Source organism: Streptomyces griseus subsp. griseus (genome assembly GCF_000720255.1).
GTDB classification, from domain to species: Bacteria; Actinomycetota; Actinomycetes; order Streptomycetales; family Streptomycetaceae; genus Streptomyces; species Streptomyces griseus_I.
In genome coordinates, this window is the sequence record NZ_JOJE01000011.1 from 65,944 (window position 1) to 88,438 (window position 22,495).

The window sequence follows — 22,495 nt, forward strand, 5'->3', positions numbered from 1 at the left end:
CAAGGCCACTCCTTATATAGGACATGTAGGGCACATGGGCCGCATCCCCGAAACTCCCCGACGGTTCTCATACCGTTCTCAGATTCCGCGACGACGCGTCCCTGGCGCATCAGCACGCCTCCGGTCGGACGCGTACCCCAACGCGGTGGCACCATGACGCGGTGACCCACGCACGGCAGCAACACATTCAAGTCGTCGCCCACCGCGGAGCCTCGGAGGAGGCCCCCGAGCACACCCTGGCCGCGTACAGGAAGGCGATCGAGGACGGCGCCGACGCCCTCGAGTGCGATGTACGGCTGACCGCGGACGGCCATCTCGTCTGCGTGCACGACCGGCGCGTCAACCGTACGTCCAACGGCCGCGGAGCCGTCTCGGCCCTGGAGCTCGCCGACCTCACCGCGCTGGACTTCGGCTCCTGGAAGACGCGAGAGGCGCGCGAAGCCTGGCGCACGCGCGACGAGGAGCCCGACTGGGAGTTCCGGCCGGAGGACCGCGAGGACACTTCCGTACTCACTCTGGAGCGGCTGCTGGAACTGGTCGCGGACGCGGGGCGGCGGGTGGAACTGGCCATCGAGACGAAGCACCCGACGCGCTGGGCGGGGCAGGTCGAGGAGCGGTTGCTGCTGCTTCTGCAGAGGTTCGGGCTGGACACGCCGGCGTCCGCCGCCGAGTCGCCGGTGCGCGTCATGAGCTTCTCGGCACGCTCCCTGCACCGGGTGCGGGCCGCCTCGCCGACCTTGCCGACGGTCTATCTGATGCAGTTCGTCTCACCCAGGCTGCGCGACGGCCGCCTGCCCGCGGGGGTGCGGATCGCGGGCCCCTCGATCCGGCTCGTACGCAACCACCCCGCGTACGTCGAGCGGTGGAAGCGGGCCGGTCACCAGGTGCACGTGTGGACGGTGAACGAGCCGGAGGACGTCGAGCTCTGCGCCGGTCTGGGCGTCGACGCCCTGATCACCAACCGCCCCCGCGCGGTGCTCAGCCAGCTCGACCGCTGAGGTGTCGGCCCGTCGGGGCGACCCCGCGCAAGTCACTCCAGTCCCACATGTCCCAAAAACCTCGGAAACCTGTGAACAAACCCTTGACCCGACAGGTGACACTCCAGCACCCTCTGGTCTCGGCCACATGGAAGAAATCCAGCCACACGACTACAGGGAGTGCTCCGGCGCGTTCGGTTCGTATTCGATCGTTGCGAATGCGTCACCGGACGTGGATTGGCCGGTTTCCGGTACAGGCCAATGGGGCATCCACACCGTGGCGTGGGGCGAAGGAGGTCTCGGGGGTGGCGTTGGTGGTGGCACAGGAGGTGCCCACGTCGTCGAGCATGGCCGTACCCCATGGCCCTGCGGGCGTGGGGAAGGCAAGGCACCGGATGCGCGACCAGTTGCGCAGCGGAGGCGTGTCGGAGTCGGTCATCGACGATGCCGTACTGATCCTTTCCGAACTGTTGAGCAACGCCTGCAAACACGGTCGGCCGTTGGGTGAAGCCCTGGCCGGGGACGGTGACGTCCTGGCCGCGTGGCGCGTGGACCCGGGCGGACGTCTCGTGGTCGAGGTGACGGACGGCGGTGGGCCCACTCGCCCTGCTCCGGCCACCCCGTCGGTCACCGCGCACGGTGGCCGCGGGCTGAACATCATCACGGCGCTGGCCGACGACTGGGGCGTCCGGGACGACGCCCGCGGTGAGGTCACGGTCTGGGTCGTCGTCCACGAGGACGTGCATGATCCGGACGCCGGCTGCCGACGCGCCGACTTCGCCGCGCGGGTCGCGGCCCCGTCGGTGGCGGCGATGCCGGAACTGCACTTCGCCGACGCGTTCGAAGACATGGACTGACCCGGCCGCCCGGAAACCGACCCGCCCCGAGCTCGCCTGTCCGAACCGCAACCGATCGACCGGCCCGAGCCCTGACGCGGCCAGAACCGTGACGCGGCCCGAGCCCTGACGCGGCCCGAGCTCGACCGACCCGGCCCGCCCCCTGACCGGCCCGCGCCCATCGGCCCGGTCCGACCCCGCAGACCGACACCCAGCCGTCCCGCCCGCCCCGCAGACCGACACCCAGCCGTCCCGCCCGCCCCGCGGACCGACACCCGGCCGTCCCATCTGCCGCGCGGACGACGCCCCGCTGTCCCTTCGGCCCGCGCGGTGACCGGCAACGGAACGACACCCCGCTGTCCCGCCCGCCCCGGGCACCGCCCCCGCCCCGCCCCACCCCCGCGTTCCGGACGACTCAGCATGTTGTCCACAGGTCCCCGTCGCTTCCGGTACGAGCGACTAGGCTCGCGCCCGTACAGACGAGAGCCGCAACCGGGAGACAGCGACGATGGCCAAGAAGCGACCCCAGACGAAGGCCAAGCGGCCGCAGCTCAGCGATGCGGCGGAGATCCCGGTCGTCGGCGCTCGCGAACCCTGCCCCTGCGGCAGCGGCCGCCGCTACAAGGCCTGCCACGGCCGCGCGGCCGCTCACGCGGCGACCGAGCTGGTGCACCGCCCGTTCGAGGGACTGCCCGGCGAGTGCGACTGGGTGGCACTGCGCGAGCTGGTGCCGGCCGCGACCGTCGAGCTGACCCTCAAGGACGGCCTGCCCGAGGGCGTCCCCTCGGTCACCCTCGCCACGGTCCTGCCGATGGCCTGGCCCGCCCTGCGTCGCGACGACGGCTCGGTCCTGATCGGCCTGCAGAACGACACGTCCTCCGGCGACATCAGCCGCGACCTCGCCGACACCCTCCGGCGCGCGCTGACCGCCGAGCCGGGCACCCCGGTGCAGGGCCGCCGCGCCCCCGCCGAGAGCCCGCGGCTTCAGGATCTGCTCGACCCCGAAGGCGCCTTCGAGCCAGTTGTTCACAGCGGCTTCGAGTTCTGGGTCCCGGACTCGGAGAACGCCACACCGGAGGTGACCGCCTCCCTGGAGCGGGCCAACGCCGCGGCCATCCCGACCGTGAAGCTGACCGGTGTGGACTCCGCGTACTGGTGTGAGACCCCGGAGAAGAACCACCTGCGCTGGGTCATGCCGCACTCCGAGGAGCAGCTTCTGGACGCTCTCGCGCGGCTGCACGCGGCGGGCCGCTCCAGCCTCGGCGAGGGCACCCGGCTCGTGGGCTCCTTCCGTGCGCACGGCCTCACCGTGCCGGTCTGGGACCTGCCGAGCGGGGTCGGCGCGGACGACATCGAGAAGCCGGCCGCGGAGTTCGCCGAGCGGCTCGCCACCGCTCTGACCTCGGACGCACCGCTCACCACCGAGGAACGGCGCGCCCGCGGCGGCCTGACCAACCGTCAGGTCACGCTCAGCTGAGGCCCGACACCGCGACACGTTCGTGCTGATCGGTCGGTCAGCACGAACCGCGTCTCCGGAATCGGTGACACCCCTCACAACTCCCCCTCGCACCAGCGGAGTCGACACAGGTGCGGGCGGCACGGCGGTGTCCGAATAGGCGACGGAAACAAGAGATCGAATTTGCGTGGAGCGGATCTCTTGTTACCGTTCGAGTAGCCCGGTTGCTGGTGCATCCCCCGTCGCCAGCAACCGGGTCTTTTCATGCGCGGCTCCGTTCACCGAGCGCCGCCGCACGTCAACTGCCCGTATGCGCCTCGGAGTTGTTCCCCGACCGCAGCAGCAACGACCCTTCCCCCTCGCGCGCGGACGCCTTCGCGAACTCCGCTACGGCCGTGTAGGCGTCCAGCTGCCCGCGCGAGCGCTCCCGGGGCGTCTCGCACGTTGCGGGCTCGTCCTCGGCGCCCACGAGGCAATGCGTCTGCACGGTGCGCTCGTCGGGCCCCATGAGGCTCAGTACGGTGTCGAGGGCACCGCCGGTCGCGTTGCGGAAGTAGGTGCGTGCCCAGGTGTCCTCGCCCTGGGTCAGCACGCAGGTCTGCGCCTCGATGCCGTCGGGAGAGGTGAGTTCGGGGCCGCAGCGGGCGGCGGTGGCCAGACCCAGCCCGAGCAGCAACGGGGAGCGGACGGGACCGGGGCGGGGCCCGCGCCCGGCGTGGGACGCCTTGGCGTCCGCGTCCTCGTCGCGCCGGTGCGAGTGGTCGGCGGTGCTGTCAGCGGGATCTGCGGCGGTGCCGTCGTCGGTGTCCCTGGCGTTGTCCCGGGCGTTGCCCTGGGCGTCGTCCCGGCCGTCATCCGCGCCGGAGCGCTCGGCAGTGCCCTCGGCGCCGTTCTCGGCACTTACCTCGGCACTCCGCGCGGCCTTCCCGGCGGCAGCGTCCGCGGCCGCCGCTTGCTCGCGGTCGGCCACGAAGCCTTCGTCGCCCACGGGTCCAGCCGACGCCACGGCCAGCGGCAGCGCCACGACGCACACCGCGACGCCCCCGAGGGCGAGCAGACGAAGGTTCATACAGCGGAAGATAACGAGCGAAACCGGGCGCCCCCTCCGCGCGCGCCCGACACCCTTACAACTCGGGTGCGCTCACACCCGTACGAGTGAGGGCGTCGACCACGGCGTCCACCACGGCCTCGACGTCGGGCACCCAGGGGGAGGCGGAGCCGGGCAGCGGCGCGCGCTCCCAGCGGATCTCGCCCTGGCCGGTCTCGGAGGGCGGCAGCGCGAGGTAGCCGCCCTCGCCGTGGAAGCGGAGGGAGCCGGGCACGAAATCCTTGGCGTAGAGCAGTTCGCCCAACTGCTCCATGGAGTACGGCCGTACCAGCAGCGCCCAGCGCGTCGGCGACGCGATCACCGGGCCCAGGCGCATGCCCTCACGGTCGAGGGCGGTCAGGGCGCGGGAGGCCGCGAGGGCCGGCAGGCTGACCGCGCACGGCGCGCTGCCGCCGGTGGCCATGACGATCGGCGCGGTAGGCCGGTTGGTCCACCACCAGCGCACCATGCGCGCGTCGGTGGTGGCCGCGAGGAGGCCGGGGTCGAAGGGGTGGGCACCGGGCACCGTGCACTCGGGGTCGGGACATCCGCAGCGGGCCCGGCCCTGCGGGTCCGGCGCCACGCCCGGGAGTACGGGCCACTGCCATTCCGCCGCGAAGGTCAGGGCCGCGCTGATCAACTCAGGCCTCCCGTCGCTGCGCTGGGACAGGAGCCTGCGTCGCTTTCCGAGGATCTCGCGCATGAGCGCTCGTTCCTTTCCGTTGCACCGCTGGCAACACCGAGGGCCACATCACACCATGTGTCGATCACTTCACTGGACGTACCTGTTGGCGCATCACACCCCTGTCCGCGACAAGGGGAACCCCTATGGGTCGAGCACTGGCTACGTCCGCGTCCATACCGCGTTCATCAAAAGCATGGGCGTGGCGCGGGGTGGCGAAGTATGGCGTTTTGCCGAACCGCGTATTTCTCTCCGCCTCCGCCGAGGGAGGATGGGGCACGGTCGTCGGTGGCTAAGACGCCCGGGTCGGTCACCGGGTTCCGGGTGGCTCCCGACGACCCCTGGTCCTTACCGAGTACGTACCCAACACGACCGCTGTGACGCTCCGTGGAGCAAGGCCAGTCGACCGCAATCACCCGTTACCCGAGTCAGTTTTAAGCCAACTTTGCCTTTCCGCAAGGGGTTCACGGGTCCCCTTTGGAAAGCAACTCGAACCTCATGGACACCAGGAATCCCAGCAGGACAATGCTGGACATCCCCTCACGAGTGCGTGTACATGTGGAGACACTGCTAGCGGCGCGGAATCACATGGGGGTTTGCGATGCTTTTGAGCAATACGCGCCGGTCAGAAAGCCGGACGCCATGACCGCCCCCCATGCTCCGAAAGTGGCCGGAATCGATTCAACGGTTCCCCCGCCCGCACACACTGTCGCGCCCGCGCCCACAGCCCCGCCCGCACCGCCGGTCTCTCCCGGCGCCGGAGCCCTCCTCCAGGACCGGCTCGCCGGCTGGGTCTCCGACCTCACCACCCTGCACGAACTCACCGAACGCCTGGCCCGTACGGACCGACTGGCCGAGGCCCTCCAGGAACTGCTGCGCGCCGGTGCCGCCCTCGTCGGCGCCCGGCGAGGTCTCGTCGCACTGGAACCGGCCGACGGCCTGGGGCCGGACAGCACCATCGGCCTGGGCCTGGGCAGAGCCGATCTCGGCCACATCGAGACCGTGCCGCGCAGCGCCATGTCGTACGGCCGGATCCTCGAAGGGCTGCCCTGCGGCGAGGACGGAATCACGCAGCCCGACCTGTTCGGCGAGGCCGGTCTCGATCCCCGGCACCGCGAGGTCGCCGCGCGCCTCGGTTACGCCGCGAGCTACACGCTGCCCCTGTCCACCGAGTCCACCGGCCGCCTCGGTGCCGCCGTGTGGCTCTACGACGAACCCGCCGAGCCGGACGAGCGCCGCCGCCATCTCGCCGGCCTGTACTCCCGCTACGCGGCTCAGCACCTCGCCCGGCTCGTGGAGGTCGAACGCACGCGCGCGTGCCTGGCGACCATGTCCGAGGAACTGTTGCCCTCCCGGCTGCCCCGGGTGGCCGGGGTCCAGCTCGCCGCCCGGCACCGCACCGGCCCGCGCGGGGGCGGCGACTGGTACGACGCCCTGCCTCTGCCGGACGCCGCGCTCGGCCTCGCGGTCGGATCGGTCACCGGGTCGGGACCGAGCGCCGTAGCCGCGATGGGGCGCCTGCGGGCCTCCCTGCGGGCGTACGCCGTAATGGAGGGCGAGGACCCGGTCGCCGTCCTGTCCGACCTGGAGCTGCTGCTGCGGCTCACCGAGCCCGCGCGCTCCGCCACCGCCCTGTTCGCGTACTGCGAGCCGACCCTGCGCAAGGTCACCCTCGCCGGCGCCGGGCACAGTCCCCCGCTGGTGATCGGCGAGCGTCGTACGGAGTTCGTGGAGACCTCCGTGTCGGCGCCCCTGGGCATGCTCGCCTGCTGGGAGGCGCCCAGCGTGGAGTTCGAGGCGGAAGCTGGAGAGACGGTTCTGCTGTACACCGACGGGCTGCTGCACCGTACCGGCGACACCGTCGACCGCGCCTTCGCCCGGCTGCACGCGGCGGCCGCCGGCCTGCCCAAGGCGCTGCGCCGCGACCCCGACGCCGTCGCCGACCACGTCCTGCGGACGGTGCTTCCGGACGGTCTCGACGCCACGGACGGCGCGGAGGACGTCGTCCTGCTGGCTGCGCGCTTCGAGTAGCCGGACGCGGGCGTACCAGGTCATTCCGCCCTCGGTCCCCTTCCGTACGACCGTACGATGGGGATGGTCCAGTGCCGTATCGAGGAGGATGACCGTGGCCGACGAGCTCACTACGGAGACCCCGGACGAGAGCGAAGAGCCGATCAAGCAGCGGAAGAACGGCCTGTACCCGGGCGTGTCCGACGAGCTCGCCGAGAACATGAAGTCCGGCTGGGCCGACACCGAGCTGCGCGACCTGGAGCCGATCGCCCAAGCCGCCGAGACCGCCGCCCGCCGTGCCGCGCTCTCCGCGCGCTTCCCGGGCGAGCGCCTGGTGATCCCCGCGGGCAACCTGAAGGTCCGCTCCAACGACACGGACTACCCCTTCCGTGCGTCCGTGGAATACGCGTACCTGACAGGCAACCAGACCGAGGACGGTGTCCTCGTGCTGGAGCCGACCTCCGACGGCCACTCCGCGACGATCTACCTCCTGCCGCGCTCCAACCGCGAGGACGGCGAGTTCTGGCTCTCCGGGCAGGGCGAGCTGTGGGTCGGCCGCCGGCACTCGCTCACCGAGGCCGAGACGCTGCACGGCATCCCCGCCTCCGACGTGCGCGAGCTGGCGGACCAGCTGCGCGAGGCGACCGGGCCGGTGCGGGTCGTGCGCGGTCATGACGCCGGCATCGAGGCCGCCCTGACCGACAAGGTCACCGCCGAGCGGGACGAGGAGCTGCGGGTCTTCCTGTCCGAGGCGCGCCTGGTCAAGGACGAGTTCGAGATCGGCGAACTGCAGAAGGCCGTCGACTCGACCGTGCGGGGCTTCGAGGACGTGGTGAAGGTCCTCGACAGGGCCGAGGCGACCTCCGAGCGCTACATCGAAGGGACGTTCTTCCTCCGGGCGCGCGTGGAGGGCAACGATGTCGGCTACGGCACGATCGCCGCCGCCGGACCGCACGCCTGCACGCTGCACTGGGTGCGCAACGACGGGCCCGTGCGCTCCGGTGACCTGTTGCTGCTGGACGCGGGCGTCGAGACGCACACGTACTACACCGCCGACGTCACCCGCACGCTGCCCGTGGGCGGCCGCTTCAGCGAGATCCAGCGGCAGATCTACGACGCCGTGTACGACGCCCAGGAGGCCGGTATCGCGGCGGTGCGGCCGGGCGGGAAGTTCCGTGACTTCCACGACGCGGCACAGCGGGTGCTGGCCGAACGGCTCGTGCAGTGGGGGCTGGTCGAGGGGCCGGTGGAGCGGGTGCTGGAGCTCGGGCTTCAGCGGAGGTGGACGCTGCACGGGACGGGGCACATGCTCGGGATGGACGTGCACGACTGTGCGGCGGCGCGGGTGGAGGCGTATGTCGACGGGACGTTGGAGCCCGGGATGGTGCTGACCGTGGAGCCGGGGTTGTACTTCCAGGCCGATGATCTGACCGTGCCGGAGGAGTACCGGGGGATCGGGGTGCGGATCGAGGACGACATTCTGGTGACGGGGGAAGGAAACCGGAACCTTTCGGCTGGGCTGCCTCGGCGTTCCGATGAGGTCGAGGCGTGGATGGCTTCGCTGCGGGGTGGCCAGGTCTGAATGTCACAGCCCCGCGCCCCTGAAAGGGGCGCGGTACTCACGCCTCTTTGATCATCACCGGCAGTGAGTCCAGGAACAGTGCTCCCGCCAGTAGGCCTGCGCTGCCCCTCGGGCTCCAGCCCCTCTCGGTGAGGTCCGTGTCCAGGGCGGCCAGGGCAGCCGTGCCCTCCTCCGTTGCCGTGCCGCCTGCTTCCAGGACCTCGCGGGCGCCTGCCTGGACGTGCCGTAGGGCCATCGGGCCCGCGGTGTGGAGGAGTTCGGTGTCCTGGAGGGTGGACATCACGGTGAGGAGGGCGTCCAGGCGGGCCTGGGGTTCGGTCGCGCCGACCGCGCGGGACGTCGCCAGCGCGTCCAGCGCTCGACGTACGTGCGGGAATCCGGCGCGGGCCTCGCCGCGGGCGCCGGCGGCGCCGTACTTCGCCGACACCGTCGAGCCCCGGGACGGGCGGCGCGGCGCGGCCCGGTCGGGGTGGGCGGCGATGCGCTTGGCGGTCGCGGCGACATCGCGGCCCCGGGCGCCGGGTTCGAGGGCGGCCGCCGCGACCAGCAGGCCCAGCGCCCACAGGGCGCCCCGGTGACCGCCGCCGGCCAGGCCCACCGAGTGCTCGGCGCACCGGCCGATCGCACCGAGCTCCGCGCGGAGGCGGGGCGTGGGCTCACCGGTGCGACGGGCGGCCGCCGCCATCGCCGTGAGCCCGGGCGCGAGCGCCTTGGCCGACCAGCGCAGGGCGCGGTGGTCCCGGCGGGTGACGCGGGCGGTGAGGTCGCGAGGATCGGGCAGTCCCGGTTTGGGAACCAGGGCCAGCTGTCCGGTCAGGGCGGCCACGGCGGCCTGGGCCAGGGCCTGGTCCGCACGGCTGGTCATCGCCGTCTCCCTCATCGCCGTACCCCTCTCATGGCCATGCTCTGCACTTCATCGCCGTACCCCCTCAGGACGACGGTGAGGCCGACGGGGCGTCGGTCGGCGCGTCGCTCGGGGGCGCTCCCGTGGGGGCGCCGCTCGGGGCGCCGCTCGGGGGTGTGCCGCCGCCACCGCCGCCGCCCGCGCCCGTGTTCTCGGCGTCGGGGTCGACGCCGAGGGTGAGATGGCCCTTGTAGCCCTTGGAGGGGTCCTTCTTGTGGACGAGTTCGAGGGTGAGCAGGCCGCTGGAGGCGCCGCCGCCGTCGTAGACCATGTCGTCGGCGAGTTCGGTGTAGCTGCCGCTGTGCTTCGCGTACGGCTCCAGCGCGAAGATCGCCTCGACGATGTCGTCGTCGAAGAACAGCTGTCCGGTGTAGTTGACCTTGCCGCCCTCGTAGGTGCCGTCCTCCTTCTGGCCGCCGGTGTGGACCTTGAGGTGGATGTGGCAGGTGCGCGGGTTGTACCAGCCGGGGATGATCGTCTCGAACTTGACGACCCCGTTGGCGTTGGCGATCTGGTACCCGCGCAAGTAGGTGCTGTCGTTCGCGGTGGAGCCGTCCTCGCTCTCGGCGGGCGCGGAGCCGCCGGGGTTGGCGGTGGTGTAGCCGGAGTAGTAGCCCCAGGCGTCGCAGTGCCAGATCTCCACGGCCGCGCCGGAGACCGGGGTGCAGCCGTCGGTGGCGTCGACGACCGTGAGGCGCAGCGTCAGCGGTACGCCGCTCTTGCCCTCGGTGATGTCCTTGCGCACCAAGGCACCGTCGAGGTAGTACGGCCCTTCGGTGACGCTCGACATCAGCGTCATGCAGCTGCCGCTGGTCGAGGTCGCGCTCGCCGAGGCCGAGGTGCTCGCCGTGGATTCGGTGGCGGTGTCGGCGAAGGCCGACTGGTAGCCGGCGACGGCGAGTCCGCCCGCCGCGACCGTGCCGCCCGTGACCGTGAGGGCTCGGCGCCGAGTGATGGAGGTGTCCCTGTGGTTTCCCGTCATGGGCATGAAATCTAGGAACGCCGGCCGTCAGGGGCATGGGCGGACGCTGTGGGTGACCTGTGAGACGCAGACCCTCACACGGCCATCAGCGGGGCGTCCTTCTTCCACTTGAGGATCTTGTCGAAGATCACCACCGCGCCGCCGAGTCCCGGCTTGTTGCCGATCTGGACGTGATCGGCGAGTTCGCGGATGAGGTAGAGGCCCCGGCCGTTCTCGGCCTCGTCGTGCACGGGGCGCACGGGCCTGTCGTCACCGAGGAAACCCGGGCCGGAGTCGGCGACTTCGATACGACACTTCTCGCCGTCGAGGTAGGCGGTGACGCGGTACGCCTCCGAGCAGCCTTCGGGCGCGGTGTTACCGCCGTGCTCGACGGCGTTCGCGCAGGCCTCGCTGAGGGCGACGGAGAGGTCGTAGGAGATGTCGGGGTCGACGCCCGCGGTCTCCATCGTGCCGAGCAGCAGGCGCCGGGCGAGCGGCACACTCGCAGCTTCACGCCGCAGATGGAGTGACCACCAGATGCTCATGCTCCAGCCTCCTGGCTGCGGCTCGACATACCGATACGTATTGCCACCACTCCGCGTGTGTAAGCGTGAATTTGTAGTGATGCCGCCCATATGGGGGATGTACCGAGTGGCTGAATCGGTGTATGTAGGCGCTCACCTGCAGCACTGCCCCACGGAGTGATCTTCCGGGCCTCGCGGAATCTTGCGGACCGTGAGGAATGTTGCGGGCCTGCCGTACGGCGGAGACGGCGCTGGTGCGATGATGAGCCCGCCATGACTGTCCCCCACCAGCGCGCAGCGCACTCCGGAGGCGATCTCCGGCTGCTGCGGGCCGCGATGTTCGCCGCGGTCTGCGTCGTGCTGGCCGCGGCCGGGCACACGCTCGCCTCCTGCGCCACCGTCCCGCTGTGGACGCTGGGCGCGGGGTTCCTGGGGGTCCTCGTGGTCGTGGCGCCGTTCGCCGGGCGGGAGCGCTCGCTGGCGGGAATCGCGGCGCTGCTCGCGGCCGGGCAGACGGTGCTGCACACGCTGTTCGGGCTCGGACAGCACGCCGTCGGCACCGCGGCGATGTCCGCGTCCTCCGCGTCCGCCGCGTCCACCTCCACCTCGTCGATGCCGGCGATGTCCTCGATGTCCGACGCCGAGATGGTCGCGCGGGCCGCGCGGCTCGTGTGCGGGACCACCGCGGCGGCGATCAGCCCCGCGCGGGCGCACAAGATCCTCGTGGACGCGCGGATCTACGACAGCATGGACATGAGCGCCGCGCACCACCCGGCGGACGCCCTGGCCACCGCCGGCTCGTCGGAGTCGCTGCTGCCGTCCCTGCCGATGCTGCTCGCCCACCTCCTCGCGGCCCTCGCCGTCGGCTGGCTGTTGCGACGCGGCGACATGGCCCTGCTGCGGCTGCTCGACCTCTCCGCGCAGGACGTTGCCAAGGGTGTCGCGGAAGGGGCGCTCGTACGGTCGCTGCGCGGGGCGCTCGCGCTGGTGCGCGCCCTGCTCGCGGGGCTTCCAGCCGCCCCGGAGGCGGGACCGCGCGTACCGCGCACCGCCCTGCTCGGCACACCGTCGGCCCCGCCGACCGACGCGATCCAGCACACCGTCATCAGGCGCGGCCCTCCCCGCGCCGCTCTCTCCCTCGCTGCCTGACACGACGCGACCACCGCTTCGCTCCCACGGGAGTCGACGAGAAGGGGCCGGCCGCCGTCGTGCGGCACGCACACGTGCGCGCCGGACTGTGACCGACAGCCGCGCGTACCCCTCTTCCTCGTCAGAAACCACCGGACAACACCGGTCCACACTCGAAGCGGAGTGCTCCTTTCCATGAAGGTCTCTCGTATCGCCACCGTCGGTGCCCTCACCGGCTCGGCCGTCCTCGTCCTGTCCGCCCCCGCGTTCGCGCACGTCAGCGTGCAGCCGGAGGGCACGGCGGCGAAGGGCGGTTACGCGGTCGTCGACTTCAAGGTCCCCAACGAGCGGGACGACGCCTCGACCACCAAGCTCGAGGTCACCCTCCCGACGGACCACCCGCTGGCCTCGGTGATGCCGCAGCCGGTCGACGGCTGGAAGGTCGTGGTCACCAGGTCCAAGCTGGCCAAGCCGATCGAGTCGCACGGCAAGAAGATCTCCGAGGCCGTCACCAAGGTGACGTGGACCGCGACCGGCAAGGGCATCGAGCCCGGCTACTTCCAGAAGTTCCCGCTCTCCATCGGCGCACTGCCCGAGGACACCGACGAGCTGGTCTTCAAGGCGATCCAGACTTACGACAACAAGGAGGTCGTGCGCTGGATCGAGGTGCCCGAGGACGGTGCGGAGGAGCCGGAGAACCCGGCGCCGGTGCTCGCGCTGGCCGCCGCCTCCGAGGACGGCCACCACGGCTCGGGAGCCGCCGAGGACGCCGCCGAGGAGTCCAAGGAGGCCCCGGCCGCCGCCGAGGCCGCCGACTCCGGCGACAGCAGCGACACCACCGCCCGCGTCCTGGGCATCGTGGGGATCGTCGTCGGCGTGCTGGGCACGGCGTACGGCGTGGTGGCCGGCCGCCGGCGTACCTCCGCCTGACGTCGGCGCCGCACCTCCGCCTGATGTCGCCCGAGCTCATACACCTGGGACCACTCTCCATGCACAAGACGCACAAAACGCACCGAACGCACAAGACGAAGATGACGTACAAGACGCACAAGAAGGCCTTCGCCGCGGCCTCCCTGCTCGCCGCGGCCGCCCTCACCCTCTCCGCCTGCGGCAGCGACGACAGCGGCAAGAGCCCTGTCGCCGCCGTCTCCGAGGAGAGCTCGCAGGGCGCCGTGACCGTGCTCGACCAGCCCTTCAAGAAGCCGGACCTGGTCCTCACCGACACCCAGGGCAAGAAGTACGACCTCCGCAAGGAGACCGCGGGCAAGCCGACGCTGATCTACTTCGGCTACACCAACTGCCCCGACGTCTGCCCGCTGACGATGAGCAACATCGCCGTCGCCAAGAAGCAGCTGCCCAAGGCCGAGCAGGACGAGCTGCGCGTCGTGTTCATCACCACCGACCCCGAGCGGGACACCCCGGCCGCGCTCGGCAAGTGGCTCAAGGGCATCGACCCGCGGGTGGTCGGCCTGACCGGCGACTTCGCCACCATCCAGGCCGGCGCCCGCACGCTCGGCATCTCCATCGAGCCACCGCACAAGGACAAGAACGGCAAGACGGTCTCGACGCACGGCACCCAGGTCGTCGCCTTCTCGCCGAAGAACGACGGCGGCTACCTCCTGTACGACGAGGAGGCCACCGTCGATGAGTACACGAAGGACCTGCCCAAGATCATCAAGGGTGAGAACCCGTGAACTCCGTGAAGCCCGTGAGGTACCTGGCGGTGCCCACCGCGGCCCTGATCCTCGCGGGCTGCGGCTCCGGCTCCGGTTCCGGCGATGCGAAGGCGGACCTCTCCGTCAGCGCCGCCTACATGCCGCAGCCGGTCTCGGACTCCATGGCCGCGGGCTTCCTGACCATAGCCAACGACGGCGGTACGAAGGACGAGTTGACCTCCGTCACCAGTGACGCCGCCGGCAGCGTGACCGTGCACGAAACCGTGGGGTCGTCGATGCGGGAGGTCACCTCCCTCGCCGTCCCCGCGCACGGCCGGCTCGTCTTCAAGAGCGGCGGCAACCACCTGATGTTCGACAAGCTGAAGCACAGGCCGATGCAGGGCGAGAAGGTGACCGTCGAGCTGCACTTCGCCGACTCCGGGCCGATCACGGTCGAGATGCCGGTGAAGTCGCCCACGTACAACCCCGAGACCGGACACTGAGGGAGGGACCACCATGCCGCAGACCATCGCCCCCCGCGTCCGGATGCTGGTGCTGCTGTTCCTGGCCGTCACCGGCGCGCTGCTCGCAGGCGCCGGGCCGGCCTCCGCGCACGCCGCGCTCACCGGCAGCGACCCGGCGCAGGGGGTGGTGGTCGACAAGGCACCCACCCAGGTGTCGCTGACCTTCTCCGAGAAGGTCGCGACGAACGACGCCTCGCTGCGCGTCCTCGACCCCAAGGGCAAGCGCGTCGACACCGGCAAACCGTCCAACGTGAGCGGCACGACGTACGCCGTGCAGCTGCACTCGGGGCTGCCCGACGGCACGTACACGGTGACCTACCAGGTGGTGTCCGAGGACAGCCATCCGGTCTCCGGCGCCTACACCTTCTCCGTCGGCGCGCCCTCACAGACCACCGTGTCGGTCTCACCGCGGGAGGCGGGCGGCGGGGTCGTCGGCTGGCTGTACGGGTTCGGGCGGTACCTGTCGTACGCCGGTTTCATCGTGCTGGTCGGCGGGGCCGCCTTCGTGCTCGGCTGCTGGCAGCGCGGCAGCGGGGTACGGGCCCTGCAGCGGCTCGTCGTCGGCGGCTGGGTCACGCTCACCGCGGCCACGCTGATGCTGCTGCTCCTGCGCGGCTCCTACACCGGTTCCGGCAAGGTCGGCGACATCGTCGACCTCGACCTGCTCGGACAGGTGCTCCAGACCAAGACGGGCGCCGCGCTGGTCTCCCGGCTGCTGCTGCTCGCCGCGGCCGCGCTGTTCATCGCGGTGCTCTTCGGGGCGTATGACAAACGCGAGGACGAGGAGAAGAGGGACCTGACGTTCGGGCTCGCCATCGGCGGGACCGTCGTCGCCGCCGGGCTCGCGGCGAGCTGGGCGATGGCCGAGCACGCCTCCGTCGGACTCCAGGCGGGCATCGCCATGCCGGTCGACGTGGTCCATCTGCTGGCCGTCGCCGCCTGGCTCGGGGGACTGGCCGCCCTGCTCGTCGCGCTGTACCGGGCGCCCGCCGACACCCCGCTGCCGGCCGGGGCCGTACGCCGGTTCTCCCGTGTCGCCTTCGGCAGCGTCCTCGCACTGGTCGCGACCGGGACGTACCAGTCGTGGCGCCAGGTCGGCTCCTGGTCGGCCCTCACCGGGACACGATACGGACAACTGCTGTGCGTGAAGATCGGGCTCGTGGTGCTGCTCGTCGGCATCGCGTGGATCTCGCGCCGGTGGACGGGCCGGTTGTCGGAGGGTGCGGAAGCCTCCACGGCGGTCGAGGCGGAGGTTGTGGAGAAGGCAGACGTCGCCACGCCCTCGGGAGACTCCGAGCCGAGGCACGCGACGCCGGCCGCCGGCTCCGAGTCGGACGACCCTTCCTCGTCCGCCGAGGACTCCGCATCCGCCGAGGACTCTGAAGCCGTCGAGGACTCCGTCCGTGCCGCCCAGCTCGCCCGGCAGCGCGCCGCCGTCGACACCGCGCGACAGAAGAAGCTCCGGGACGCCGACCCGCACCGCTTCGGCCTGCGCCGCTCCGTGCTGGCCGAGGCCGGCGTCGCCGTTGTCCTGCTGGCGGTCACCACCGTGCTGACGTCCACCGAGCCGGGTCGTACGGAGGAGGCGGCCGCCAAGGCCACCTCGTCCTCGTCCTCGTCGTCCTCGTCGTCGGACGGGTCCACCGCGGGTGCCCTCACCCTGGACATGTCGTTCGACACGGGCGGCACGGACGGCAAGGGCGTCGTCAGCATCGACCTCGACCCCGCCCGGGTCGGCGGCAACGAGATGCACGTCTACGTCCAACGGCCCAACGGCCGGGCCTTCGACGTCCCCGAGGTGAAGGTCGCCTTCACACTCGAAGCCAAGAAGATCGGGCCGTTGCCCGTCACCCCCGACCACATCACCACCGGCCACTGGGCTGCGAACGGAGTGCAGATTCCCATGGCCGGCGAATGGAAGGTCGCCGTGACCGTACGGACCTCCGACATCGACCAGACGACCGTCTCGAAGAACGCGCAGATCGGCTGAACCGCACCATGGCTGACCAGTCCATTCCGGAGGCCCGTACCCCTGAGACCCCTGTGGAGGGGTCTGCCGCGGAGGGCCTCTCCCGGCGGAAACTGCTGAGCACCGCCGGTGCCACTGGGCTCGTGCTCGGCGCCGCCGGCGGGGCCGTCGGGTACGCCGCCGCCCCTTCCGCGGCGACGACACCGCTCACCTCGGTCGGTGCCGACCGGGTGATGTTTCACGGGAAACATCAGCCCGGCATCACCCAGGGCCTCCAGGCCCGGGGCCACCTGGTGGCCTTCGACCTCGCCGCGGGCGCGGGCCGCAAGGAGGCGGCCGCGCTGCTGCGCCGCTGGTCGGACACGGCGCGGCGGCTGATGGCGGGGGAGTCTGCGGCCCACGACGACACGGACGTGGCCCGGGACGCCGGTCCGTCCGCCCTGACGGTCACCTTCGGCTTCGGCTACAGCTTCTTCGCCCGTACCGGCCTGGAGAAGCAGCGCCCGGTCTCCCTCGACCCGCTGCCTGACTTCTCCTCCGACCACCTCGACAAGGCCCGCAGCAACGGTGACCTGTGGGTGCAGATCGGCGCGAACGACGCCCTGGTCGCCTTCCACGCGCTGCGCGCGATTCAGAAGGACGCGGGCGGCGCGGCCCGGGTCCGCTGGCAGATGAACGGCTTCAACCGGTCGCCGGGCGCCACCTCCCACCCCATGACGGCCCGCAACCTGATGGGCCAGATGGACGGCACGCGCAATCCCAAGCCGACCGACACCGACTTCGACAAACGGATCTTCGTACCGGCGTCGGGTTCGGCCGACCCGTCCTGGATGGCGGGCGGCTCCTACGCCGTCGTACGCCGGATCCGCATGCTCCTCGACGACTGGGAGAAGCTGTCGGTGACGGCGCAGGAGCAGGTCATCGGGCGCCGCAAGGTCGACGGGGCGCCGCTGTCCGGGGGCACCGAGACGACCGAGATGGACCTCGAGAAGACCGACGCCAAGGGCGATCTGGTCGTCCCCATCAACGCGCACGCGCGAATCACCCGGCCCGACCAGAACGGCGGCGCGGCGATGTTGCGGCGCCCCTTCTCCTACCACGACGGCTTCGACGCGGACGGCGTGCCCGACGCGGGCCTGCTGTTCGTCTGCTGGCAGGCGGATCCGCTGCGCGGCTTCGTCACCGTGCAGCGCAAGCTCGACCGCGGGGACGCCCTGTCCAAGTTCATCCGGCACGAGTCGAGCGGGCTGTTCGCGGTGCCGGGCGGGGCGGCGGAGGGCGAGTACGTGGGGCAGCGGCTGCTGGAGGGCTGAGGCGTCCGTCGGCCGGTGGGTGCCGGCCCGGAGCGTCCACCTGTGTGAAACGCGGGGGGCGTGTTTCCGCGGGCCCATTAGGGTGAGGGCATGCCAGCGAGCTATGCGTATCTCGGTCCCGAGGGCACTTTCACCGAAGTCGCCCTGCGCACGCTTCCGGAAGCGGCGACCCGGGAGCTGATCCCGTACGTGTCCGTGCAGTCCGCCCTCGACGCGGTGCGAGCCGGTGAGGCCGAGGCCGCGTTCGTGCCGATCGAGAATTCCGTCGAGGGCGGCATCACGACCACGCTCGACGAGCTGGTCGCGGGCGCGCCGCTGATGATCTACCGCGAGGTGCTGCTGTCCATCACCTTCGCGCTGCTGGTCAGACCGGGCACGAAGCTGTCGGACATCAAGACGGTCACCGCGCACCCGGCTGCCCAGCCGCAGGTCCGCAACTGGCTCAAGGCGAACCTCCCGGACGTCCTCTGGGAGTCCGCCGCCTCCAACGCCGACGGCGCGCGCCTGGTCCAGGAGGGCCGCTACGACGCCGCGTTCGCCGGCGAGTTCGCGGCCGCCCGGTACGGGCTTCAGGCCCTGGAGACGGAGATCCACGACGCCGAGAACGCGCAGACGCGGTTCGTGCTCGTGGGGCGGCCCGCCCGGCCCGCGGCGCCGACCGGCGCGGACAAGACGTCGGTCGTACTGTGGCAGCGCGACGACCACCCGGGTGGGCTGCGCGACCTGCTGGGCGAGTTCGCCACGCGTGGCATCAACCTCATGCTGCTCCAATCCCGGCCGACGGGCGCGGGTATCGGCAACTACTGCTTCTGCGTCGACGCGGAGGGCCACATCTCGGACCGTCGCGTCGCGGAGGCGCTGATGGGGCTGAAGCGGATCTGCCTGGAAGTGCGCTACCTCGGTTCGTACCCGCGTGCGGACGTGGGCCCGGACGGTGTGAGCGCACCCCGTCTCGGAACGTCGGACAGCGAGTTCGTGACCGCTGCGGACTGGGTGGCGCGGTGCCAGGACGGCCGGTTCTGACCGGTCCTACCTGCCGATTTTCGTTATCCACAGGAGTTATCCACAGGCCAGCTTCTCGACCTGGGGACAAGTCGACAACGAAGCGTGATTCAGTCGACAAATCGCCCTACGGACTACTGGCCCGTCCACAGTCACCCACCTCCCCCTCGTCCACCCGTTTCCTGCGATCAAGCCTTTAGGGCGACCTATTTCCACCCGAAAGTGGGGCCCGAGGTGGTTTGGATCGGGAATTCTTCGTCCGTCATGTCCGATTCGGAATGATCACTTTCCGTATCCACAGATCTTTCGCACACCCTGTGGATAACTTTCCCGGGCTGTGGATTCCTGTGGACGACAACCGCCCAAGTCCCGCTCCCCACAAGGAAATCGAGTCAACGCCCCGCCGACGCACTGACCCGTTCCAGGGAATGAGACACCTTTTATTGACAGGCGGGGACACAGAGGGCAATTAACCCATAACGGGCCGCAGCTCGTGTTCGGCAATAGTGAGTCGTAGCGCGCCGGCTCTCACCGGTAGCCTTGACCACGTGATTGACCTTCGCCTGCTCCGTGAGGACCCCGACCGTGTGCGCGCGTCCCAGCGCGCCCGTGGAGAGGACGTCGCGCTCGTCGACTCCCTCCTGTCTGCCGACGAGCGGCGCAGGTCGTCCGGCGTCCGCTTCGACGAGCTGCGTGCCGAGCAGAAGTCGCTCGGCAAGCTCATCCCCAAGGCCTCCGCCGACGAGAAGGCCGAGCTGCTCAAGCGTGCGGAGCAGCTCAAGGCCGACGTCAAGGCTGCCGACTCCGAGCGTGACGCCGCGGACGCCGAGACCCAGCGGCTCCTGGTCCAGCTGGGCAACCTCGTCCACCCCGAGGTGCCCGTCGGCGGCGAGGAGGACTTCGTCACGCTGGAGACGCACGGCACGATCCGTGACTTCGGCGCGGAGGGCTTCGAGCCCAAGGACCACCTGGAGCTCGGTTCAATCCTCGGTGCCATCGACGTCGAGCGCGGCGCCAAGGTCTCCGGCTCGCGGTTCTACTTCCTGACCGGAGTGGGTGCCCTGCTGGAGCTGGCGCTCGTGAACGCGGCGATCGCGCAGGCCACGGCGGCCGGCTTCACGCCGATGCTCACCCCGGCGCTGGTGCGCCCCCAGTCGATGGCCGGCACCGGCTTCCTCGGCCAGGCGGCCCAGGACGTCTACCATCTCGACAAGGACGACCTCTACCTGGTCGGCACGTCCGAGGTCCCGCTGGCGGCGTACCACATGGACGAGATCATCGACGGCGACCGCCTCCCCCTGCGGTACGCGGGCTTCTCGCCCTGCTTCCGCCGCGAGGCCGGCTCGCACGGCAAGGACACGCGAGGCATTTTCCGCGTCCACCAGTTCGACAAGGTCGAGATGTTCTCGTACGTCGCCCCCGAGGACTCGCAGGCCGAGCACCAGCGCCTGCTGGCCTGGGAGAAGCAGTGGCTGAACTCGCTGGAGCTGCCCTACCGCGTCATCGACGTGGCCAGCGGTGACCTCGGCGCCTCGGCCTCCCGCAAGTTCGACTGCGAGGCGTGGATCCCCACGCAGGGCAAGTACCGCGAGCTGACGTCGACGTCGGACTGCACCGAGTTCCAGTCCCGTCGGCTGTCGATCCGCGTCCGTGACGGCAAGCAGGTCAAGCCGCTGGCGACGCTCAACGGCACGCTCTGCGCCGTACCGCGCACGATCGTGGCGATCCTGGAGAACCACCAGCAGTCCGACGGTTCCGTACGTGTGCCCGAGGTGCTGCGTCCCTACCTCGGCGGCCGGGAGGTCCTGGAGCCGGTGGCCAAGTGAGCCAGGACGCCTCGGGTTTCCCGTACAAGCTCATCGCGACCGACCTCGACGGGACGCTGCTGCGTTCCGACGAGTCGGTCTCGCGGCGCACCCGTGAGGCGCTCGCCGCGGCCACCGCGGCGGGCGCGGCCCACATCGTCGTCACCGGCCGCGCCACCCCCTGGACCCGGCACATCCTCGACGACCTCGGCTACGACGGCCTCGCGGTCTGCGCACAGGGCGCGCAGGTCTACCACGCCGGCGAGCACCGCCTGCTCACCTCGGTGACACTCGACCGCCAGCTGGCGGGGGTGGCGCTGGCCAAGATCGAGGCGGAGGTCGGCCCGCTGTACCTCGCGGCGAGCCGCGACGGCCTCGACGGCGCGGTGCTGGTCGGCCCCGGCTACGCGGTCACCGGCGCGCTCCCGGCGACGCCGTTCACCGACGTGTCCGACCTGTGGGCCGCTCCACTGAACAAGATCTACATACAGCACCCGGAGCTGTCGGACGACGAGCTGGCGGAAGCCGCCCGCCGGGCCGCGGGCGGCTTCGTCACCGTCGCCATGGCCGGCGAGGGCATCGTCGAGCTGCTGCCCCTCGGGCTGTCCAAGGCCACGGGCCTCTCCCTGGCCGCTCGCCGCCTCGGCCTGAAGGCGGACGACACGATCGCCTTCGGTGACATGCCCAACGACATCCCGATGTTCGCGTGGGCCGCTCGGGGCGTGGCGATGGCCAACGCCCACGGGGAGCTGAAGGCCGTGGCGGACGAGGAAACCCTGTCGAACGAGGCGGACGGGATCGCCGTGGTGCTGGAGCGGTTGCTGGGCTAGGGGCTGTCCTGCGGGTCGGGTCGCAGGAAGGCAGCGGTGACTCATCGACCCAGGTGAGCTGGGTCGTGGGGATGCCCCCGCGCGAGCGAAGCCGAGCGTGGGGGAGTCGGCAACCGACGACAACGCCGCAGGTGGGCGGGCCAGACCCCGCGTCTGCGGCATGATCCGCCGGAACCGCTGGCGGCACCCACGGCGATCAACGGCGCCGCCACCTTCGCCGTCGTGCCTTGCTGAAGAACCAGCCGGCAGGCGGCTCGTCCGAACGCCAGGGCTGCGGCTCGGGCTGCTCGGCCCGCCAACGGGCGGCCAGCATGCGGGCCCGGGCGGACGGCTCGGAGCTCTCGGCGGACCGTATGAAGTCCTCGTCCAGGACGAGGCCGTCCCACGTGTCCCCGAGCTGTCCGCGACCGTCGTACTGAGGTGTCTCCTCGGCCATCCCGTTCCTCCCGTCCCGCATGCCTTTGCCCAGTGTTCCCGAGCCGTCGTGAAGTCCCCGTGAGTAAAGGGGCTGTTGCTCCCCGCGGGGCTGCTATTCCTCGCCCGCCAGCGTCAGCGACCGCAGCTTCTGTCCGGCGTACCAGGTGGCCAGTACGGTGACGACGACCAGCAGCACCGTCGCCGTCGTCAGCCCGACGTCCGAGGTGACCAGGTCTCCGCCGGCGACCTTGTGGGCGACCGCCAGCGACCACTGCTGGACGCTGAGCGTGCGCGCCCCGGGCACCAGGGAGCCGAACAGGGCCTCCCAGATCAGCGCGTACACGAGGCCGAAGACGACCGCGTGCCGGGACACCGTGCCGAGCAGCAGGAAGACGGCGGCGTAGGCGATGGAGGAGACCAGCGCGGCGACCGTGTAGGCGACGGCGATCTGCTGGCCGTTGCCGTTGAGGATGAAGCCCGCGATCAGTGTGGGCAGCGCCGAGAAGACCATCGTCACCGCGATCGCCACGATCAGCTTGGTGAAGATGATCGTCGGCCGTTTCACCGGCTTGGACAGCAGATACACCACGGAACCGTCGTCGATCTCCGGTCCGATCGCGCCGGTGCCCGCAATGACACCGATGATCGGCACCATGGTGGCGAGCGCGAGCCCGCCGAGCAGGTCCGACGCCGTCTGGTCGTCGGCCCCGGCGAGGGCCCGCACGACCACGGAGATGACGATCAGCAGCAGCGGCAGAGCGCCGAGGATGAGGGCCCGGCGACGGCCGAGCAGGGCTCGATAGGTGAGCCGGGCGACTGTGGGGTCGTACATC

General features: G+C 70.9%; 21 protein-coding genes. 14 read left to right on the forward strand and 7 right to left on the reverse strand.

All coding sequences use genetic code 11. The annotated features are described in order from the left end of the window. The first annotated feature begins 161 nt into the window (after window positions 1-161). From IG99_RS16735 to IG99_RS16745, 3 genes are all read left to right on the forward strand, one after another. Window positions 162-998, forward strand: a complete 837-nt coding sequence (locus IG99_RS16735) for a glycerophosphodiester phosphodiesterase (protein WP_037674760.1) — start codon at window positions 162-164, stop codon at window positions 996-998. Between the two features lie 197 nt (window positions 999-1,195). Beyond that, a complete protein-coding gene (locus tag IG99_RS16740) occupies window positions 1,196-1,834 on the forward strand; it encodes an ATP-binding protein (RefSeq protein ID WP_037674761.1) in 639 nt (212 codons plus the stop codon). A gap of 487 nt (window positions 1,835-2,321) precedes the next feature. Continuing rightward, window positions 2,322-3,290 carry a DUF5926 family protein gene (locus IG99_RS16745; RefSeq protein ID WP_037674762.1) on the forward strand — a complete coding sequence of 323 codons (969 nt, stop codon included), beginning with the start codon at window positions 2,322-2,324 and terminating at the stop codon, window positions 3,288-3,290. 277 nt (window positions 3,291-3,567) lie between these two features. Here IG99_RS16745 and IG99_RS52010 read toward each other — a convergent pair whose 3' ends face one another. Beyond that, window positions 3,568-4,338: a hypothetical protein gene (locus IG99_RS52010; RefSeq protein WP_037674763.1), complete on the reverse strand. Its 771-nt coding sequence runs from the start codon at window positions 4,336-4,338 to the stop codon at window positions 3,568-3,570. Between the two features lie 55 nt (window positions 4,339-4,393). Further along, window positions 4,394-5,059, reverse strand: a complete 666-nt coding sequence (locus tag IG99_RS16755) for a bifunctional DNA primase/polymerase (RefSeq protein WP_037674765.1) — start codon at window positions 5,057-5,059, stop codon at window positions 4,394-4,396. 504 nt (window positions 5,060-5,563) lie between these two features. On the opposite strand from IG99_RS16755, the gene IG99_RS16760 reads away from it, so the two are divergent. Both IG99_RS16760 and IG99_RS16765 read left to right on the forward strand, forming a co-directional pair. Beyond that, window positions 5,564-7,069: a PP2C family protein-serine/threonine phosphatase gene (locus IG99_RS16760; RefSeq protein ID WP_078947752.1), complete on the forward strand. Its 1,506-nt coding sequence runs from the start codon at window positions 5,564-5,566 to the stop codon at window positions 7,067-7,069. 88 nt (window positions 7,070-7,157) lie between these two features. Continuing rightward, a complete protein-coding gene (locus tag IG99_RS16765; protein WP_037674768.1) occupies window positions 7,158-8,630 on the forward strand; it encodes an aminopeptidase P family protein in 1,473 nt (490 codons plus the stop codon). A 37-nt stretch (window positions 8,631-8,667) separates the two neighbouring features. Here IG99_RS16765 and IG99_RS16770 read toward each other — a convergent pair whose 3' ends face one another. The 3 genes from IG99_RS16770 to IG99_RS16780 form a co-directional block, all read right to left on the reverse strand. After that, on the reverse strand, window positions 8,668-9,495 hold the full coding sequence (locus tag IG99_RS16770) for a triphosphoribosyl-dephospho-CoA synthase (RefSeq protein ID WP_037675160.1): 828 nt from the start codon (window positions 9,493-9,495) through the stop codon (window positions 8,668-8,670). Window positions 9,496-9,559: 64 nt separating this feature from the next. Next, window positions 9,560-10,516 carry an intradiol ring-cleavage dioxygenase gene (locus IG99_RS16775; protein ID WP_051865476.1) on the reverse strand — a complete coding sequence of 319 codons (957 nt, stop codon included), beginning with the start codon at window positions 10,514-10,516 and terminating at the stop codon, window positions 9,560-9,562. A 74-nt stretch (window positions 10,517-10,590) separates the two neighbouring features. Beyond that, window positions 10,591-11,040, reverse strand: coding sequence for an ATP-binding protein (locus IG99_RS16780; RefSeq protein WP_037674770.1), 450 nt, complete (start codon window positions 11,038-11,040; stop codon window positions 10,591-10,593). Window positions 11,041-11,292: 252 nt separating this feature from the next. Here IG99_RS16780 and IG99_RS16785 point away from each other — a divergent pair, with 252 nt between their 5' ends. The 9 genes from IG99_RS16785 to IG99_RS16825 all read left to right on the forward strand — a co-directional run bounded on the left by IG99_RS16785 (window position 11,293) and on the right by IG99_RS16825 (window position 21,245). Next, the gene (locus IG99_RS16785; RefSeq protein WP_037674772.1) at window positions 11,293-12,168 is read left to right on the forward strand and encodes a hypothetical protein; all 876 of its coding nucleotides are present in this window, start codon (window positions 11,293-11,295) and stop codon (window positions 12,166-12,168) included. A gap of 174 nt (window positions 12,169-12,342) precedes the next feature. Beyond that, window positions 12,343-13,077 carry a YcnI family copper-binding membrane protein gene (locus IG99_RS16790; RefSeq protein WP_037674773.1) on the forward strand — a complete coding sequence of 245 codons (735 nt, stop codon included), beginning with the start codon at window positions 12,343-12,345 and terminating at the stop codon, window positions 13,075-13,077. A gap of 101 nt (window positions 13,078-13,178) precedes the next feature. Further along, entirely contained in the window at window positions 13,179-13,841 is a 663-nt protein-coding gene (locus IG99_RS16795) for an SCO family protein (RefSeq protein ID WP_037675165.1), read from the forward strand. Then, on the forward strand, window positions 13,838-14,305 hold the full coding sequence (locus IG99_RS16800) for a copper chaperone PCu(A)C (protein WP_234311869.1): 468 nt from the start codon (window positions 13,838-13,840) through the stop codon (window positions 14,303-14,305). The genes IG99_RS16795 and IG99_RS16800 overlap by 4 nt, the downstream gene beginning before the upstream one ends. A 13-nt stretch (window positions 14,306-14,318) precedes the next feature. Further along, on the forward strand, window positions 14,319-16,316 hold the full coding sequence (locus IG99_RS16805; RefSeq protein WP_037674775.1) for a copper resistance CopC/CopD family protein: 1,998 nt from the start codon (window positions 14,319-14,321) through the stop codon (window positions 16,314-16,316). Window positions 16,317-16,324: 8 nt separating this feature from the next. Continuing rightward, window positions 16,325-17,608 (forward strand): iron uptake transporter deferrochelatase/peroxidase subunit, encoded by a 1,284-nt coding sequence (gene efeB / locus IG99_RS16810; RefSeq protein ID WP_037674777.1) that lies wholly within the window; start codon window positions 16,325-16,327, stop codon window positions 17,606-17,608. A 90-nt stretch (window positions 17,609-17,698) separates the two neighbouring features. Beyond that, window positions 17,699-18,631, forward strand: a complete 933-nt coding sequence (gene pheA, locus IG99_RS16815; RefSeq protein ID WP_037674778.1) for a prephenate dehydratase — start codon at window positions 17,699-17,701, stop codon at window positions 18,629-18,631. 527 nt (window positions 18,632-19,158) lie between these two features. Continuing rightward, complete coding sequence (gene serS, locus IG99_RS16820) at window positions 19,159-20,436, forward strand: serine--tRNA ligase (protein ID WP_037674780.1); 1,278 nt, start codon at window positions 19,159-19,161, stop codon at window positions 20,434-20,436. Next, entirely contained in the window at window positions 20,433-21,245 is an 813-nt protein-coding gene (locus IG99_RS16825) for an HAD family hydrolase (protein ID WP_037674782.1), read from the forward strand. Before serS ends, IG99_RS16825 begins: the two co-directional genes overlap by 4 nt. A gap of 196 nt (window positions 21,246-21,441) precedes the next feature. Here the strand turns inward: IG99_RS16825 and IG99_RS16830 are convergent, their stop codons facing one another. Both IG99_RS16830 and IG99_RS16835 read right to left on the reverse strand, forming a co-directional pair. Further along, window positions 21,442-21,681 (reverse strand): SGM_3592 family protein, encoded by a 240-nt coding sequence (locus IG99_RS16830; protein ID WP_037674784.1) that lies wholly within the window; start codon window positions 21,679-21,681, stop codon window positions 21,442-21,444. Window positions 21,682-21,774: 93 nt separating this feature from the next. Continuing rightward, window positions 21,775-22,494 (reverse strand): ABC transporter permease subunit, encoded by a 720-nt coding sequence (locus IG99_RS16835; protein WP_037674786.1) that lies wholly within the window; start codon window positions 22,492-22,494, stop codon window positions 21,775-21,777. Window position 22,495 lies beyond the last annotated feature (1 nt).

Excerpts from the sequence above, each read along its gene's own strand:
- IG99_RS16775 (WP_051865476.1), bottom strand. The coding sequence starts at position 10,516 with ATGACGGGAAACCACAGGGACACCTCCATCACTCGGCGCCGAGCCCTC.
- IG99_RS16785 (WP_037674772.1), top strand. The coding sequence starts at position 11,293 with ATGACTGTCCCCCACCAGCGCGCAGCGCACTCCGGAGGCGATCTCCGG.
- efeB (WP_037674777.1), top strand. The coding sequence starts at position 16,325 with ATGGCTGACCAGTCCATTCCGGAGGCCCGTACCCCTGAGACCCCTGTG.
- IG99_RS16780 (WP_037674770.1), bottom strand. The coding sequence starts at position 11,040 with ATGAGCATCTGGTGGTCACTCCATCTGCGGCGTGAAGCTGCGAGTGTG.
- IG99_RS16740 (WP_037674761.1), top strand. The coding sequence starts at position 1,196 with ATGCGTCACCGGACGTGGATTGGCCGGTTTCCGGTACAGGCCAATGGG.
- IG99_RS16795 (WP_037675165.1), top strand. The coding sequence starts at position 13,179 with ATGACGTACAAGACGCACAAGAAGGCCTTCGCCGCGGCCTCCCTGCTC.
- IG99_RS16790 (WP_037674773.1), top strand. The coding sequence starts at position 12,343 with ATGAAGGTCTCTCGTATCGCCACCGTCGGTGCCCTCACCGGCTCGGCC.
- IG99_RS16745 (WP_037674762.1), top strand. The coding sequence starts at position 2,322 with ATGGCCAAGAAGCGACCCCAGACGAAGGCCAAGCGGCCGCAGCTCAGC.
- IG99_RS16835 (WP_037674786.1), bottom strand. The coding sequence starts at position 22,494 with ATGTACGACCCCACAGTCGCCCGGCTCACCTATCGAGCCCTGCTCGGC.
- IG99_RS16830 (WP_037674784.1), bottom strand. The coding sequence starts at position 21,681 with ATGGCCGAGGAGACACCTCAGTACGACGGTCGCGGACAGCTCGGGGAC.
- IG99_RS16805 (WP_037674775.1), top strand. The coding sequence starts at position 14,319 with ATGCCGCAGACCATCGCCCCCCGCGTCCGGATGCTGGTGCTGCTGTTC.
- IG99_RS16760 (WP_078947752.1), top strand. The coding sequence starts at position 5,564 with ATGCTGGACATCCCCTCACGAGTGCGTGTACATGTGGAGACACTGCTA.
- pheA (WP_037674778.1), top strand. The coding sequence starts at position 17,699 with ATGCCAGCGAGCTATGCGTATCTCGGTCCCGAGGGCACTTTCACCGAA.
- IG99_RS52010 (WP_037674763.1), bottom strand. The coding sequence starts at position 4,338 with ATGAACCTTCGTCTGCTCGCCCTCGGGGGCGTCGCGGTGTGCGTCGTG.
- IG99_RS16755 (WP_037674765.1), bottom strand. The coding sequence starts at position 5,059 with ATGCGCGAGATCCTCGGAAAGCGACGCAGGCTCCTGTCCCAGCGCAGC.
- IG99_RS16765 (WP_037674768.1), top strand. The coding sequence starts at position 7,158 with ATGACCGTGGCCGACGAGCTCACTACGGAGACCCCGGACGAGAGCGAA.
- IG99_RS16770 (WP_037675160.1), bottom strand. The coding sequence starts at position 9,495 with ATGACCAGCCGTGCGGACCAGGCCCTGGCCCAGGCCGCCGTGGCCGCC.